The organism is Butyrivibrio sp. INlla14, assembly GCF_900102515.1.
Classification (GTDB): domain Bacteria; phylum Bacillota; class Clostridia; order Lachnospirales; family Lachnospiraceae; genus Butyrivibrio.
Window position 1 is genome coordinate 1 of sequence record NZ_FMVS01000026.1, and the last position, 15,878, is coordinate 15,878.

Annotated in this window: 8 protein-coding genes and 1 pseudogene; 8 read left to right on the top strand and 1 reads right to left on the bottom strand. The window is 42.1% G+C overall.

The genetic code is table 11. The annotated features are described in order from the left end of the window. Together BLO53_RS19490 and BLO53_RS14955 are read left to right on the top strand one after the other, a co-directional pair. Nucleotides 1–308, top strand: a pseudogene (locus tag BLO53_RS19490) (hypothetical protein); the annotation flags it as partial. Nucleotides 309–546: 238 nt separating this feature from the next. Further along, on the top strand, nt 547–2,517 hold the full coding sequence (locus BLO53_RS14955; RefSeq protein WP_092063269.1) for a glycoside hydrolase family 31 protein: 1,971 nt from the start codon (nt 547–549) through the stop codon (nt 2,515–2,517). Between the two features lie 445 nt (nt 2,518–2,962). On the opposite strand, the gene BLO53_RS14960 is transcribed toward BLO53_RS14955, so the two are convergent. Further along, complete coding sequence (locus BLO53_RS14960) at nt 2,963–4,714, bottom strand: glycoside hydrolase family 43 protein (RefSeq protein WP_092063272.1); 1,752 nt, start codon at nt 4,712–4,714, stop codon at nt 2,963–2,965. A gap of 439 nt (nt 4,715–5,153) precedes the next feature. Here BLO53_RS14960 and BLO53_RS14965 point away from each other — a divergent pair, with 439 nt between their 5' ends. The 6 genes from BLO53_RS14965 to htpG all read left to right on the top strand — a co-directional run bounded on the left by BLO53_RS14965 (nt 5,154) and on the right by htpG (nt 15,856). Beyond that, nucleotides 5,154–5,558, top strand: a complete 405-nt coding sequence (locus BLO53_RS14965; RefSeq protein WP_026490440.1) for an amino acid-binding protein — start codon at nt 5,154–5,156, stop codon at nt 5,556–5,558. 317 nt (nt 5,559–5,875) lie between these two features. Continuing rightward, nucleotides 5,876–7,867: a 2-isopropylmalate synthase gene (locus tag BLO53_RS14970; protein ID WP_092063276.1), complete on the top strand. Its 1,992-nt coding sequence runs from the start codon at nt 5,876–5,878 to the stop codon at nt 7,865–7,867. 189 nt (nt 7,868–8,056) lie between these two features. Then, a complete protein-coding gene (locus BLO53_RS14975; protein WP_092063279.1) occupies nt 8,057–10,531 on the top strand; it encodes an N-acetylmuramoyl-L-alanine amidase family protein in 2,475 nt (824 codons plus the stop codon). 356 nt (nt 10,532–10,887) lie between these two features. Continuing rightward, nucleotides 10,888–12,288: an NAD(P)/FAD-dependent oxidoreductase gene (locus BLO53_RS14980; RefSeq protein WP_092063283.1), complete on the top strand. Its 1,401-nt coding sequence runs from the start codon at nt 10,888–10,890 to the stop codon at nt 12,286–12,288. 166 nt (nt 12,289–12,454) lie between these two features. After that, a complete protein-coding gene (locus BLO53_RS14985; RefSeq protein ID WP_242875391.1) occupies nt 12,455–13,483 on the top strand; it encodes a peptidylprolyl isomerase in 1,029 nt (342 codons plus the stop codon). 243 nt (nt 13,484–13,726) lie between these two features. Further along, nucleotides 13,727–15,856, top strand: coding sequence for a molecular chaperone HtpG (gene htpG, locus BLO53_RS14990; RefSeq protein WP_092063289.1), 2,130 nt, complete (start codon nt 13,727–13,729; stop codon nt 15,854–15,856). Nucleotides 15,857–15,878: the final 22 nt, after the last annotated feature.

Below are 15,878 nucleotides of genomic sequence, written 5' to 3' on the forward strand. Positions count from 1 at the left end.
TCCGCAAAGCCGAAAATGCTGGACTTCTGAAACAGATGTCCTATGGTGAACTCATGGATGATCTTTCATCAGCATGGCGTAGGGCGGATGCACCTGCAGAGCCATCATCCGCTGACGGGTTTTGGGTGCACACAATACAAACCGCAATGGAAGAGCTCGAAGCTCTTGGGCTTTCAAAGCCGGCTCCAAAGCCTGAGCCTAAGAAACGCGGGCGAAAGCCGAAGCCAAAGGATCAAGTTGAAATAAAACCCAAGCGGCCACGTGGTCGCCCAAGAAAGGAAGCTAACCCTTCTGCCGGAAATCTATAGTCCGGCAGATTGGGAAACTTTTATTAAACTTGTAATACTAATATCCTGATATATTGACCTACTGGTATTACATGACTACGGACATGTAATGATAAAACTTGATTTATTAGCTTGTTGGTATTACTAGACGTCTATAGGATAGATGGATTACCATATGATATAAATGCACTTGATCTTTTGCAAAGAAAATTGCTATAAAATGAGGATAGTGTTGACAATTCGATAAGGGGTAATGGATATGATAAGAAAGTATAGGATAGGAAATCCAATTCCAACTGAATCAGTAGTGACAGAGATAGAAATTACAGAAGGGAACATTCCTTTTTTTACAACTGATGAGGAAAAGAAATCTCTTTTCCTAAAGATGTCTGAAGGTGACAGAATCTGGGGGCTTGGCGAGACCACAAGAGGTATGAATAAAAGAGGATGGATCTACATCAGCAATAATGCGGATGATCCAGTACACACTGAGGATAAGAGGTCTCTTTATGCGTCTCAGAATTTCTTTATAGTTGACGGAGATGACAGGAGATTTGGAATATATGTGGATACTCCTGAGAGAGTCACTTTTGATATGGGCTACACAAGGTCGTCTGAACTTGTGATTTCTTTTGACGACTTTGACACTGACCTGTATTTTGTGGAGGGTGATAGCTTAAAAGAGATAGTAAGGCAGTTTAGGAAGATCATAGGAAAAAGCTATGTTCCGCCTAGGTGGGCCTTTGGCTTTGGACAGTGCAGATGGAGCTACATGAGCGCTGATGAAATCAGAGAGGTTGCTGACAAGTACGATGAAGCCGGTATTCCACTTGATATGATCTATCTTGATATCGATTACATGGAGAGATACAAGGATTTTACTGTTGACGATAAGTCTATTCCTGATTTCCCTGAGTTTGTTCAGGAGATGAAGAATAGGGGAATTCATCTTGTACCAATCATTGATGCCGGCGTCAAGATTGAAGATGGCTATGATGTATACGAAGAGGGGCTTTCTGGAGATTATTTCTGCAAAAAAGAGAATGGCGAAAACCTGGTAGCTGCTGTATGGCCAGGCAAGGTGCATTTTCCTGACTTTCTTGATGAAAAGGCGAGAGAGTGGTTTGGAAACAAGTATAAATTCTTGTTGGATCAGGGAATTGATGGCTTCTGGAATGATATGAATGAACCAGCTATTTTCTATACTGAGGATCATTTGCAGGAAGTATTTGATCAGATAGATAATTACAAGGGCAAGAATCTTGATATCAATTCATTCTTTGATTTCAAGGGACTTGTGGGTTCTATTAGCAATAACAGCGAAGATTATAAGCGCTTTTACCACAACTATATGGGACAGAAGATAAGGCATGACAAGGTCCACAACCTATATGGCTACAACATGACAAGGGCAGCAGGTGAAGCCTTTGAGAGGCTATGTCCTGACAAGCGTGTTCTGATGTTCTCAAGATCATCCTTTATTGGAATGCACAGATATGGCGGCGTTTGGTGCGGAGATAACATGTCCTGGTGGTCACATCTTCTTTTAAATATTCAGCAGATGCCAGCCCTTAATATGTGCGGATTCTTGTATAGCGGTGCGGACATTGGCGGCTTTGGCGCTGATACTACAGAAGATTTGCTTCTTAGATGGACTGCCTTTGGTATATTTACGCCACTTTTTAGAAACCACTCAGCTATGGGCACCAGAAGGCAGGAAGTTTATAGATTTGAGAAAACTGACTCATTTAGAAGAATTATTGAGCTTCGCTACTCTCTTTTGCCATATCTGTATTCTGAATTTATGAAGGCTGTGCGCGATGATGAAATGCTGTTCAAGCCACTTAGCTTTGAATATGATGATGCTAGAAGCCTTGAAGTCGAAGACCAGCTTCTTCTGGGTGAGAGCCTGATGCTGGCACCTGTCTACAAGCAGAATGCCACAGGAAGATATGTCTACCTTCCTGAAGACATGAAGATGATCAGATTCAGAGCCTATGACGACTATGATGAAGAGATTCTGCAGGCTGGCGATCACTACGTAAAGGCTGGCCTTTCAGAAGTTCTTGTATTTGTGAGAAAGGGCCACGTGTTGCCGCTTTCCAAGCCTTCCAAGAGAACTACCGGTGTCGATGCAGCTGCGGCTGGACTTTCTTATATTTGCTATGAAGCTGATCCTAGTGGCTATGAGCTCTATACAGATGATGGAGTTAGCAGAATCATGGAGTGATGCAGAAAGTAGAAAAAACTTGTTATGCATGATAGCAGGCCCGTCAAGTGATGCAAGATTTGAATTTTAGCTTGTTATGCATGACAAGAGGCCAGTGCCGTGATGCAGAAAGTAGAAAAAAACTTGTTGTGCATGATAGCAGGCCCGTCAAGTGATGCAAGATTTGAATTTTTGCTTGTTATGCATGACAAGAGGCCAGTGCCGTGATGCAGAAACTAGAAAAAAACTTGTTGTGCATGACAGCAGGCCCGTCAAGTGATGCAAGATTTGAATTTTAGCTTGCCATGCATGACAGCAGGCCCGTCAAGTGATGCAAGATTTGAATTTTAGCTTGCCATGCATGACAAGAAGGCAGCGAAATGATGCAGAATCATAGAAATATCTTGTTATGCATGACAGAGGCCCCAAAATATAAATAAAACAAGTCTTTGTTATGTCACTTACATTATTTCTTTGTAATATACACAAAATTTGAAAAAGTGGCGCCGCCGCCGGCCTCCATGGTGCTGTATACAAAAAGGCCGAAGCGGGCACCGGTGAAGTGATCAAGCATGAATTTGAGCTTGAAAGCTTCGCCAATTTGCTCTTCGTTATAGTAGAATACTGCTGTGTCGTCTTCTTCTGGAAGGGGCGCAAGCTTGCCAAAATTTGCTTTTGCTATACTTGTGCTCTGGGGGATGGCATATTCGCTGCTTTCTTTTTCTTTAGCTTTAGCGAGGACAGCACCCTTGTCATAGCATATAGATGCAGACAGCGTTACAACAGGAGAATTCAGCTTGATCCGCTCTACCTCTTCAAAAGGCTCATCGTCGTGCCTTTCGCCCCAGAAGCCCCCTGTGGTTATCTCACGTTTGCCCATGACAAGGAAAAAATCTCCTTCTTTGCGGGTAATTCCAACAAGCCCATAGTTGCTTTCCAGGATGCAGAGTCCTGCGTAGTCACCATCTCTTAATAAACTTCCATCTAACTTTACACTGCATGAGCAACCAGGAAAAAGAGTTCTCTGGGTGAGAGTGTTCTTGGCTTGAACCAGGTTTGTGCAGAGTTTGTCTGTAGTAATGGTTACAGTGCCCATTTCTAAATCTCTTTTTATAAGGGACATATCAGGCTCGTGATTAAACTGCCAGCAGGGCTTAAAACCAAAGCTTCCGGCCATTTTTGAATCATCAGCTGGAGCATTAACAATTGAATCTCTATTATCTTCGTGAAGTTCATCTTTAAAATCATCACTTCCGACAAGAGGAGTATACTCATACCCCGGACGCAAATCTTCAATCTCAAATTCCTCAGGAATCTTGCCCTTATCGCCAAATACAGGGAAGCCATCCTTACCCCAGGTTACAGGCATCAGAACAGGGATTCTTCCAACGGCGCCGCTATCCTGAAAAAGAATGCTATACCACTTGCCGCTTGGAGTCTCTACAATTCCGCCTTGAGCTACGCCGCTTCCTCTGTATCCCCTGTCATCATCCATAACATCCCTGCCAACGTAGGGCCCTTCTGGCTTGTCTGCTACGAACACAGCCTCTGTACGCTTGCCCGTTGACTTAGGCATATGAATGAAAAAGAGATAGTACTTGCCGTTTATTTTATAGAAGTGAGCGCCTTCATAGCCAAGGTATACATCATTTGAGTCTTGTACAATAGTCATATCAAGACCGCCATCAATTTTATCGGTAAGAACTGTTGGTATATTTGAAGTAGCGTTATTCGTAATTCCGCTTAAATCCTTGGAAACAAGCTTTAGCTCTTTTATATGAATCTCCTTATTTCCGGAGACAATAAACACCCTTCCATCATCATCAAACAAAATAGAATTGTCGTGATAAAAGCCCTCAAGAGTGTATTTCTCCCAAGGGCCATTTATATCTTTTGACTGATAAATATAGGTCTTGTGGGTGTCGTTGGCTACAAAGCAGATATAGAATATCCCCTCATGATATCGCAGAGAGGCTGCCCACATTCCCTGGCCGTAAATGTTATCTTTTCCCTCAAGGCGCTGGGCAGGTGTGCTATCAAGCCTGTCGTAGACAAAAGTAGCGTGCTCCCAGTGAACAAGATCATAAGAGCGAAGTATCTCGCACCCCGGCATAAAGTACATTGTGGTGCTGACCATGTAATAGGTGTCGCCAACGCGGATGATATCTGGATCCGGGTAATCAAGCCTGGTGATGGGGTTTATGTTTTTTTGTATCATGTAAAAGAAATCTCCTTCTGCTGAGTATATTGTCTAGGTCCACAAGATTAAGTTTATAAGGACTACAAACATTATAAAGCAAGAGCTATTCATCTTAATTCTTTATTCTTGCTAAATTTGAGGCTATTATTGCGGATGGAGTTAAGGAAACCTAAAATAATAAAAACACTCATATTTCCTTGAATTATTTAGTGGTCTTGTGGTATAGTAGTCAAAGTAGTGTACTTTAACGCTTTTAAGTGATAGCACATAAACGCAAGGAGAATATCACAGTGTGAAGTCATAGGGCAATGCCACTGAGCGATATCATAGAACAATGCCACTGAGCAATGTCAAAGGGCTAGGTCACAGTACATTACCAATAATAAGATGATGTTCAGCGGTATAGATTTTGATATAGCGCTATTGCATTTACAAGAGTTTGGAGGAAAAGAAAGAGATGCTTAAGCAGGTTTCAATTTACGCAGAGAATAAGAAAGGATGCCTTCAGAATATTACTGGGCTTTTAAGAGAGAACGAGATAAATATCCTGGGTTCAGTTACCAATGATTCAGCAGAATACGGAATTATCAGAATGGTAGTTTCTGACTCTGATAAGTGTATTGAGGTTCTTCAGGGAGCGGGCTACATGTGCAAGACTTCTAATGTTCTTGCAGTTGAGTGTAAGGATGAGGTAGGAGCTTTGGATAACATTTTAAAGACCCTCAAGGATAGCCATATAAATGTGGATTACACCTATCTTTCTTTTAACAGAGAGACTGGAAACCCAATTATGGTCATGCATACAGAGGATGTGAATGCAGTTGAGAACATCCTTGTCAACAAGGGATATCAGTGCGACTGATGGCAGCCGCATCGCAGTAAGGGCGCCTTCAGGGCGCTCTTTTCATATTCTTACTTTTATCATAAAAAACATCAAGAAAACTAATTAATTTCACCATGATGTAATTGTAGAAATTTATGGTAACATAATAATAATCAAAAAATCCGTCAGAAATTTTCAATATAGGGGTAAATATTATCAAGTAAACTGACCGATATTAATATTGTAATGTTAAAAAACATCAAGTTGAAGCCAGAAGAATATAAGCATCAGGATTACAAATTATTATAGTGACAAAAGGGTCAGGAATAGACTCATAAGAAAAGGGGAGCAGCATTATGAAGAATTTCGAGAAGTATCAGCGTCAATATTTCATGCCACCTAAGGCAAGCTACGACTGGGTCAGGAAAGACTACATCGACCACCCACCAATCTGGTGCAGTGTTGACCTTCGCGATGGCAATCAGGCCCTTATTGAGCCCATGAGCCTCGATGAGAAGCTAGAGTTCTTTACAATGCTGGTAAACCTTGGCTTTAAGGAGATTGAGATCGGGTTCCCTGCAGCTTCTGAGACAGAGTTCGAGTTTGCAAGGACTCTTATTGAGAAGAATATGATTCCTGACGATGTGACAGTTCAGGTTCTCACCCAGGCAAGAGAGCACATTATAAAAAGAACTTTCGAAGCCGTAAAAGGCGCTCCTAGAGCCATAATCCATCTTTACAATTCAACTTCTGTAGCCCAGCGCGAGCAGGTTTTCAAAAAGAGCAAGGAAGAAGTCAAGCAGATAGCCATTGATGGCGCAAAACTTCTTGATAAGCTGGCAAAAGAGACTACTGGCAATTTCTCTTTTGAATACTCACCGGAAAGTTTCCCTGGAACAGAAGTGGACTACGCGGTGGAAGTCTGCAATGCCGTCCTTGACGTTTGGAAGCCAACCAAGAAGAACAAGGTAGTCATAAACATCCCTACAACAGTAGAGATAGCAATGCCACATGTGTTCGCAACTCAGGTCGAATATATCAGCAAGAATCTCAAGTATAGGGATGCGGTAGTTCTTTCACTTCATCCACATAATGACAGAGGCACAGGCGTCAGCGACGCTGAGCTTGGATGCCTTGCTGGTGCAGACAGAATCGAGGGTACATTATTTGGAAACGGCGAGAGAACTGGCAATGTGGACATTGTGACTCTTGCAATCAACATGTTCTCTCATGGTATTGACCCTGGACTTGATTTTAGCCACATTATGGAAGTTGGCGAAACCTACGAGAGACTTACAAGAATGCATATCTACGAGAGACAGCCCTATGCTGGACAGCTTGTGTTTACTGCTTTTTCCGGATCCCATCAGGATGCCATCTCCAAGGGCTTTACCTGGCATGAGCAGAAAAAAGACAGAGGCATCTGGTCAGTTCCTTACCTTCCTGTGGATCCCAAGGATCTTGGAAGAGAGTACGACGGCGATGTTATCAGGATCAACAGCCAGTCTGGAAAGGGCGGCGTAAGCTACATCTTAAAGAACAACTATGGCATGATGGTTCCTAAGGAAATGCAGGCAGATGTCAGCTACACTATCAAAGATATTTCCGACAGAGAGCATGCTGAGCTTTCACCAGCCAGAATTTATCAGATATTTGAGGATAAATACGTTCACAATGACAATATATTCAAGATCACTGCCTGCCATTTCAAGCAGATAGACGGAATCCTTGCAGAGGTAACAATTTCCCATGCAGACAAGGAGCATGTTATCGAAGCTAATGGTAATGGTCGTCTCGATGCTGTCAGCAATGCCATCAAACAGTACTTTAATGTCAGCTACGAGCTTTCAACCTACGAGGAGCACGCTCTTTCAAGAGGCTCATCTTCAAAGGCCTGCACCTACGTTGGAATTACCCACAATGGCAAGAAGTATTGGGGCGTAGGCATTGACGAAGATATTATCCGCTCTTCCATAAATGCCCTTGTTATCGCAGTTAATCAGGTGGATGAAGTAAGAGATATCAAGAATAGCAAGGATGAGAGGATAAATTCCATCATAAACTACATACAGGAGAACTATCTGACAGTTACGCTTGATGATCTTTCAAGCCAGTTCTACCTTTCAAAGCCATATCTTTCCAAGTATATAAAGGAAAAATCTGGTATGACCTTTGGCGAGAATGTAAAGAGAATCAGACTCAACAAGGCCAGCACCCTTCTTAGAAATGGCAACATGAAGGTCGAGAAGGTGGCTGAGGCAGCAGGCTACCAAAATGTAGAGCATTTCAACAGACTCTTTAAAAAGAAATACGGAATGACTCCGGTACAGTACAGAAGTAGTAGATAAAAATTTAAATGCATTGCTTGCAGATTAAATTCTGTAGGCAATGCATTTTGATTTAATAGAAAATTTTATAAAAATACTAACCAAAGGTTAATGTTTTTTCATTTTATTTCATTTTAAAATTTTAAATGGTGGCCCCAATTAAAAGAGCTACCAGAGAAGGTTTCTTATTAATGAGAAAGGTGGGATAGGATGAAAAAGAAAAACTTTGCAAGATTACTAGCTTTTGTAATGAGCGCAGCACTTGTTTTGCAGCCTGTTGCTGTATACGCTACTGAACAAGGCGAAGGGGATATTACTGACCCGGTAGAAAATGTGGGAGAATTGCCAAGTGAAGAGGCTACAATTGAGCAGCCGGAGCTGACTAAAGCTGTGCCTGAAGTTGTGACCAGTGCGGTTGATAACATTAACGAGAGTGATGTCTCTAATATTAGCGATACAAACCAGGATAGAGAGCTGATCACTGAAGTAACAACTACAAGTGATATTGCGGGCATATTTGTATTAAACGGTGGGCTTAAACCTGTTACATTCAATTGTGATAATGAGATGGTTTCAGTATCGCATTATAAGATTCAAAAAGAGAAAAATGGAGAATTCACCAATATTAATGACTCTGGAGAGGTGACTGAAGGAAAATACAGAGTATTTGCATCTGTGGATATGAAGAACCAGATGTCCAGGGAATATGCACTTTCAAATAATGTCAAGCTTATAGTTGATGGGGAAGAATGGACGTATGAGCGAGCGGGCGTTCTAGCTGATGGATTTTTGATGTCTGCGATTTTTAGGTCACCAGAAATTGTGATTACCCAAGAAACATTACCTGCATTACAGAATGTGTATATAGAGGGTGACAAATTATATTGGGATCCTATAGTGGCAAAACCTGGACAACAGGTATTATATGTAGTAACCACAAATGGACAGGGTGATTATTTTGCTGCCCCTCCAGTAAATCTTATTGATCAGTGCGCTTATCTTAATGTGAGTCCCGGAGAAGTTACAGTGACATTAGAAGCTGTAGATTTTAATGCTGGTGATGAGAGTCTTTCTGCAGTTACTGAACTTAAATATTTCTATCAAGGTGGAAGTAACAAAACTCCACTTACAAGTGTGAATACAGCCAGTGATGCTGACCAAATATTTGTATTAGGCGCGCCTGCTACGCAGGTGTCTTTTAAGCTGAATAATCCTGGCATAATATATGAGTTTAATGGATGGCGCGAAAAATCCGGCGATGATTGGCATTATATTTCGACTAGTGCCAGATTCCAGGATAAATCCTATAAATATAACGTAACAGTTAAGGTGGCTCCGCTTAGCAGTGGTACATATTGTTTGGATCCCAATTTTGAGCTTACAGTGGATGGCAAGAAGTTTACACCAATAGCTATTAAGAAAGAGAATTCTGGCGAAGTAAGTTCAATTAAGTTTGAATCTCCTGAGTATACATTCAAACCTGCTTCCGAGATAACTGTGATCGAATCAGCCAAGGCAAATAGTAACTATAAGAGTATTCCTAAGGTTGATGCGCAAATACAGCAACCCTATATTGAGTTTGAAGAGGGCACCCCATTATTATTTATAGGCACGTGGTATAAAGAGGAGTCAGATGGCTCTTGGCAAGATTATACTTCAGGTACATTCACACCTGGAAATTGGCGCTTTGAAGGATTTGTAAGTGTAATCGAAAAATATGCATCCTCTTACGAGTTAAGCCCTGATTTTCAGCTTGAAGTAGCTGGACAAACATGGGAAAAAGCTATTTCATTTGGCGGAGGAAATTCAGACCCAGTATTTACTTCAGAAACCTTTACGCTTGAGAAGCCGGCAGAGATGAATCTGATCACTGAGGTAACAGCAACAAGTGACATAGCGGACATATTTGTATTAAACGGTGAGTTTAGATATCCTACGTATACTCCGTCTGATGACAGGGTTTCTGTATCACAATACGATGCTGTGGAGGTTATTGGACAAAAAGTCAGACCAATAAATCTTTATGGAGAAGTAACTGCGGGAATATATAAATGCAGTGTTGTTTTGGCTGTGAAAACGGATACGCCTTTGAAAAATGCGTTTTCTGAAGATGTCAGGCTGATAGTTGATGGAACAGAATGGATATTTGTCAATTTCATAGGCGATACAGATGGATATTTGGTGACTGCATTGTTCGAATCACCAGAAATCGTGGTCGCTGGGGAAGAGCCTCCTGTTATTGAAGATGAGGGCCATTGGGAAAGTAAGTATGGCGCAGTTTACTACGAATTCCCAGATGGTAAAAAAGCTACCGGCATGCAGAAGATTGGCACGCAGACTTATCTCTTTAGCAAGAACGGAACCCTTCAGAAGAATGTATTCTATGAGTCTGAGGGTAAGAAGTTCTATTTCGGTTCAGAAGGAAAGCTGATTACAGGCTGGTTTAAGAAGTGGAGTGCAACTTATTATGCAGATGACGAAGGCGTGATCCAGACTGGATTTACAGATATTGAAGATAAGACCTATTACTTCAAGGCTGATGGCAGAATGACTGTCAGCACCTGGATCACAGTAGGCAGTGACAAGTACTATTCAAAGGCTGACGGACACCTTGCTAAGTCAGAAACCATCCTCAAATGGGGCAAGAAGTACACATTTGATGATAGAGGTGTTCTGATCAATTGAAGCAAGTGCTGGCCCTGTTACTGTTCAGCCCCAAAATGCGCATTATCATGTATAATTGCTCATAAGCTGTGACAACTTAATAAAATATGTTATAATACATTGCTTACAAGTTTTTTGTTTCTTGTAGGCAATGTATTTTTTATTATGATATAAGCGCCATAATTCATAATGATTATATGTTTACATGATAATCATTATGAATTCATGGCCTGAACAAATATGAGGAAAAAGCAATTTACAAAGTAAATTAGCGGTTTCCGAATGTTTGTAGAATTGCGAAAATGACGAAGTCATGGAGCAATTCGTATATCATAATATGTTTTATACACATTTAGCTTTTTATATGGAGGATTTTTATGGCTAAAAATGTAGATGTTGTTATTATTGGAGCTGGCCCTGGCGGAATTTTCTGCGCCTATGAGCTGATGGAGAAAAGACCTGATCTTAAGGTCCTCATGATAGAAAAGGGACGTTCTATAGAAAAGAGAAACTGCCCCAAGCGTGTAACTAAGACCTGCGCAGGCTGTAAGCCTTGCTCAATTACAACAGGCTTTGCAGGAGCTGGTGCTTTTTCTGATGGAAAGCTTTCTCTTTCACCAGATGTAGGTGGAACACTTCCTGATATCCTTGGCTATGATGAGGCTACCAAGCTTATCCATGAGTCAGATGAAATCTATCTTAAGTTTGGCGCAGACAAGAGTGTATACGGAATCGACAAGGAAGTTGAGCTTCGTGAGATCCGTAGAAAGGCCATCAACGCTAACCTTAAGCTTGTTGAGTGCCCTATCAGACACCTTGGAACAGAGGAAGGCTACAAGATTTATAGTAAGCTTCAGGAGCATATCCTTTCTAAGGGCGTTGAGATTGAGTTTAATACAATGGTTACAGAGATCATCGTTGAAGATGGTGTATGTAAGGGAGTAAAGACTGACAAGGGCGAGGAAATCTACGCAAGAGAAGTAGTTTCAGCCGTTGGACGTGAAGGCGCAGACTGGTTTAAGGATAAGTGCGAGGAAATCGGCATCGAGACTAAGCCTGGAACCGTTGACGTGGGCGTTCGTGTCGAGGTAAGAGATGAAGTTATGCAGTTCCTCAACGAGAACCTCTATGAGGCCAAACTTATCTACCACACACCAACCTTTGATGATAAGGTTCGTACCTTCTGTACAAATCCATCAGGCGAGGTCGCTACAGAGTACTACGATGGCGGACTTGCAGTAGTTAACGGACATGCTTATAAGGGAAAAGAGCTAAAGACCAACAACACAAACTTTGCTCTTCTTGTATCCAAGAACTTTACTAAGCCTTTCAAGACTCCTATCGAATATGGTAAGAAGATTGCAGAACTTTCAAACATGCTCTGTGGCGGCAAGATTCTTGTTCAGACTTATGGAGACTTCAGACGTGGCAGAAGAACAACAGAGGAGAGACTCTGCAGAAACAACCTGATTCCTACTCTTAAGGATGCGGTACCTGGAGATCTTTCACTTGTTTTCCCTCACAGAATCATGGTTGATCTTGATGAGATGATCCAGGCTCTTGATAAGGTTACACCTGGTATTGCTTCTGACGAGACACTTCTGTACGGTGTTGAGGTTAAATTCTATTCTAATAAGGTAATTGTCAACAAGGACTTCGAGACCAGCATTAAGGGCCTTCGCGCAATTGGCGATGGAGCCGGCGTTACACGTGGCCTTCAGCAGGCAAGTGCCAACGGCCTTAGCGTTGCCCGCAGCATCATAAAGAGCCTTGGCTGAGATAAGTAGCTTGAATAAACGCGAGTTTAGCGCAGGCACAGCACACCCTGGCCTAGCTAGAACAAGGCATGAAGCATAAGAAACATAAGAAGCAGAACAAGTGATGATAATAGCAGCGAAATCGAAATCAAAACACAAAGTTCATATATTCCAGCGTAGCCTATGCATGGCTTTACTTATAACAAGCTTGTTTGGGTTATCTGGATGCGGCCTTTCTGAAGGGACCGCCAAGGTGGTGTTTACCACGGGCTTTTCTAATAATGAGGTATTCAGGATAGAGGACAGTGTCTGCAGTATTCAGGAAGTTATGGTTTACCTCATCAACACGCAGAATGGCTATGAGAGCACCTTTGGCTCGCAGATATGGGAAGCTCAGACTGATCAGGGTACAGTATCTACCCAGTTAAAAGAGTCAGTTCTTGCCAAGCTTGCACAGATAAAGGCTATGAACCTGCTGGCTGCGGATATGGGAATAACACTTGATGAATCGGAACTTCAAAACGCCAAAGAGGCAGCAGCTGCCTACTACGATACCCTAAATCAGTCAGATGTTGATGCCATGTATGGGGCAACAGAGGATACAATCTTCCAGGTGTACTCTGAATACGCCCTGGCAGACAAGGTCTATGACTACATCATAAGGGACATCAATCCTGAGATTAGTGATGATGAGGCTAGAACTATCACAGTTGAGCAGATCTTTTTAAAGACCTACAGCCTTAATGCAGCAGGCGAGAAGGTCCCCTTCAATGAATCGGAGAAGAACACTACTTATCTAAAGGCTACCAGCATCAAGAATCAGCTTATAGAGGGCAGCACCTTTGAAGAACTGATGACCAATTATAACGAGGCCGAGGAATCCACAATTTCCTTTGGTAAGGGAGAGATGGATGAAGCCTATGAACAGGCAGCCTTTAACCTTGGAACCGATGAAGTAAGCGGCATTGTGGAAACTTCTGATGGATACGTTATCATCAAATGCATATCAACCTTCAACAGGGAGCAGACTGAATATAACAAGGTCAGAATTGTCGCTGAGAGGAAAAGAGAAGTCTTCGGGGAGAAGTATGATGCCTTTGTTGATACTCTCACAAAAGAGCTCAATGAAGAACTGTGGGATTCCATCGAAGTAACGTCTAATGAGGCGGTAACCACCTCGGATCTTTGGAAGGTGTACGACGTGTATTTCAAGTGATTGAACCAGTAAATATGTCTATCAATTGATAATGCACAAATTTAATGATAAAGACTTGATTAACAGCATTGTTAGCACTCGCATATTGTGAGTGCTAATTTTTTGTTGACTTTTGTATTTTGGGGTCTTAAACTAGAACTTGGTGGGCAAGATACGCCCACATTTATTCTGATAAATTGTGTAAGCGACAGATTTATCAGACTATCAATATGAACAGAATTATTAAAAAAGGGAGTGAGAATTATGGCTTCAAAAAAAGGTAATCTTTCAATCAACAGCGAGAACATGTTCCCAATCATCAAGAAATGGTTGTATTCGGATCATGATATTTTTTACAGAGAAGTAATTTCAAATGCATGTGATGCTATCACCAAGATCCGCAAGATGGATATGATGGGTGAGTACACACTTCCAGAGGGATATAAACCTCGTGTAGATGTAGTTTTAAATGACAAAGAGAAGACTATCAAGATCACTGATAATGGTATCGGTATGACAGCAGAAGAGGTTGAGGAATATATCAACCAGGTAGCTTTTTCTGGCGCTACAGATTTCCTTAACAAGTACAAGGACAAGGCTAACGCAGATCAGATCATTGGTCACTTTGGTCTTGGCTTCTATTCAACCTTCATGGTTTCTGATTATGTAGACATCGACACACGTTCTTACAAGTCAGATGCTGAGTCTGTACACTGGACCTGCGATGGCGGCTCAGACTTTGAGATGAGCGACGGTCAGAAGACTGAGGTTGGTACAACAATCACACTTCACCTCTCAGAGGACTGCCTTGAGTTCTGTAACGAGTACAAGGCTAGAGAAGTTATCGAGAAATACTGCTCATTCATGCCTTATGAGATCTACCTGTCCAAGGAGAACGAGGACGGCACAGAAACCATCAAGGAATCTGAAAAGCGCGATGACGATGTAGTTATAGAGACCATCGAGCCTGAGAAGAAAGAGGCTAAAGAGGGCGAGAAGCCTCAGGAAGAGGAGAGAAAGCTCAAGATAAAGAGACGTCCTCAGCTTCTTAATGATACACATCCTCTTTGGGCTAAGACTCCTAAGGACTGCACAGACGAGGAGTACAAGGAGTTCTACAGAAAGGTATTCCGCGACTACAAGGAGCCTTTATTCTGGATCCACCTCAACATGGATTACCCATTCAACTTAAAGGGTATCCTCTACTTCCCTAAGATCAACATGGAGTTTGAGTCAATTGAGGGAACTATAAAGCTTTACAACAACCAGGTATTCATTGCTGATAACATCAAAGAGGTAATTCCTGAATACCTTATGCTCCTTAAGGGTGTTATTGACTGTCCTGATCTTCCTCTTAACGTATCAAGATCAGCTCTTCAGAATGACGGCTTTGTTAAGAAGATTTCAGAGTATATCAGCAAGAAGGTTGCTGAGAAGCTTGCTGGTCTTTGCAAGACTGACAAAGAAAGCTATGACAAATATTGGGATGATATCAGCCCATTCATCAAATATGGTTGCCTTCGTGACGACAAGTTCTGCCAGAAGATGACAGATTATATCCTGTTCAAGAACCTTGATGGCAAGTATCTTACAACTCCAGAGGCTCTTCAGATCAACAAAGAGGCTGAGGAAGCAGCTGCCAAGGAAGAGGCTACTGGTGAGAATGGTGAGAAGGTTCAGGCAGAGGTTGTAGATTCTGAGGGCAAGCCAGTTGCAGATGGCGCAGACGCTTCCAAGGATCAGACAGCTGATGACAAGAAGGACGAGGAAAAAGAGAAAGAGCCTCGCACAATCTACTATGTTACAGATGAGCAGCAGCAGAGCCAGTACATCAACATGTTCAAGGCTCAGAAGATGGAAGCCTTCATAATGAACCATTCAATTGATGTTCCTTTCATGCAGCAGCTTGAGGCCAAGAACGAGGGTATTTCCTTTAAGAGAATCGATGCAGACCTTACAGATACCTTTAAGTCCAAGACTTCCAAGAAGGCAGCAGAAGAGCTTGCAGAAAAAGAGAAGACTCTTGCCGAGAAAGTTAAGAAAGCTCTTAAGAACGACAAGCTCAATGTTAAGCTTGAAAAGCTCAAGGACAAGAAGCTTTCTTCTATGCTTACTGTTTCTGAGGAATCCAGACGTATGGCTGACATGATGAAGATGTATGCCATGAACGGAATGAGCATGGGAGACTTTGGCGCAGAAGGCCAGACACTTATCTTAAATGCCAACCATCCTCTTGTACAGTATGTACTCGAGCATGAAGATGCTGACAATACAAAGATGATCTGTGAACAGCTCTATGACCTTGCACGCATCCAGAATGCACCACTTGAGGGCGAGGCTATGACTAAGTTCATCGCTCGTAGTAATGAGATCATGCTGACACTTACCAAATAATCTTAAGCCCGCTCCTTAGGCG

Coding starts and splice junctions, on each gene's coding strand:
- BLO53_RS14955 (WP_092063269.1), top strand. CDS start 547: ATGATAAGAAAGTATAGGATAGGAAATCCAATTCCAACTGAATCAGTA.
- BLO53_RS14960 (WP_092063272.1), bottom strand. CDS start 4,714: ATGATACAAAAAAACATAAACCCCATCACCAGGCTTGATTACCCGGAT.
- BLO53_RS14965 (WP_026490440.1), top strand. CDS start 5,154: ATGCTTAAGCAGGTTTCAATTTACGCAGAGAATAAGAAAGGATGCCTT.
- BLO53_RS14970 (WP_092063276.1), top strand. CDS start 5,876: ATGAAGAATTTCGAGAAGTATCAGCGTCAATATTTCATGCCACCTAAG.
- BLO53_RS14975 (WP_092063279.1), top strand. CDS start 8,057: ATGAAAAAGAAAAACTTTGCAAGATTACTAGCTTTTGTAATGAGCGCA.
- BLO53_RS14980 (WP_092063283.1), top strand. CDS start 10,888: ATGGCTAAAAATGTAGATGTTGTTATTATTGGAGCTGGCCCTGGCGGA.
- BLO53_RS14985 (WP_242875391.1), top strand. CDS start 12,455: ATGGCTTTACTTATAACAAGCTTGTTTGGGTTATCTGGATGCGGCCTT.
- htpG (WP_092063289.1), top strand. CDS start 13,727: ATGGCTTCAAAAAAAGGTAATCTTTCAATCAACAGCGAGAACATGTTC.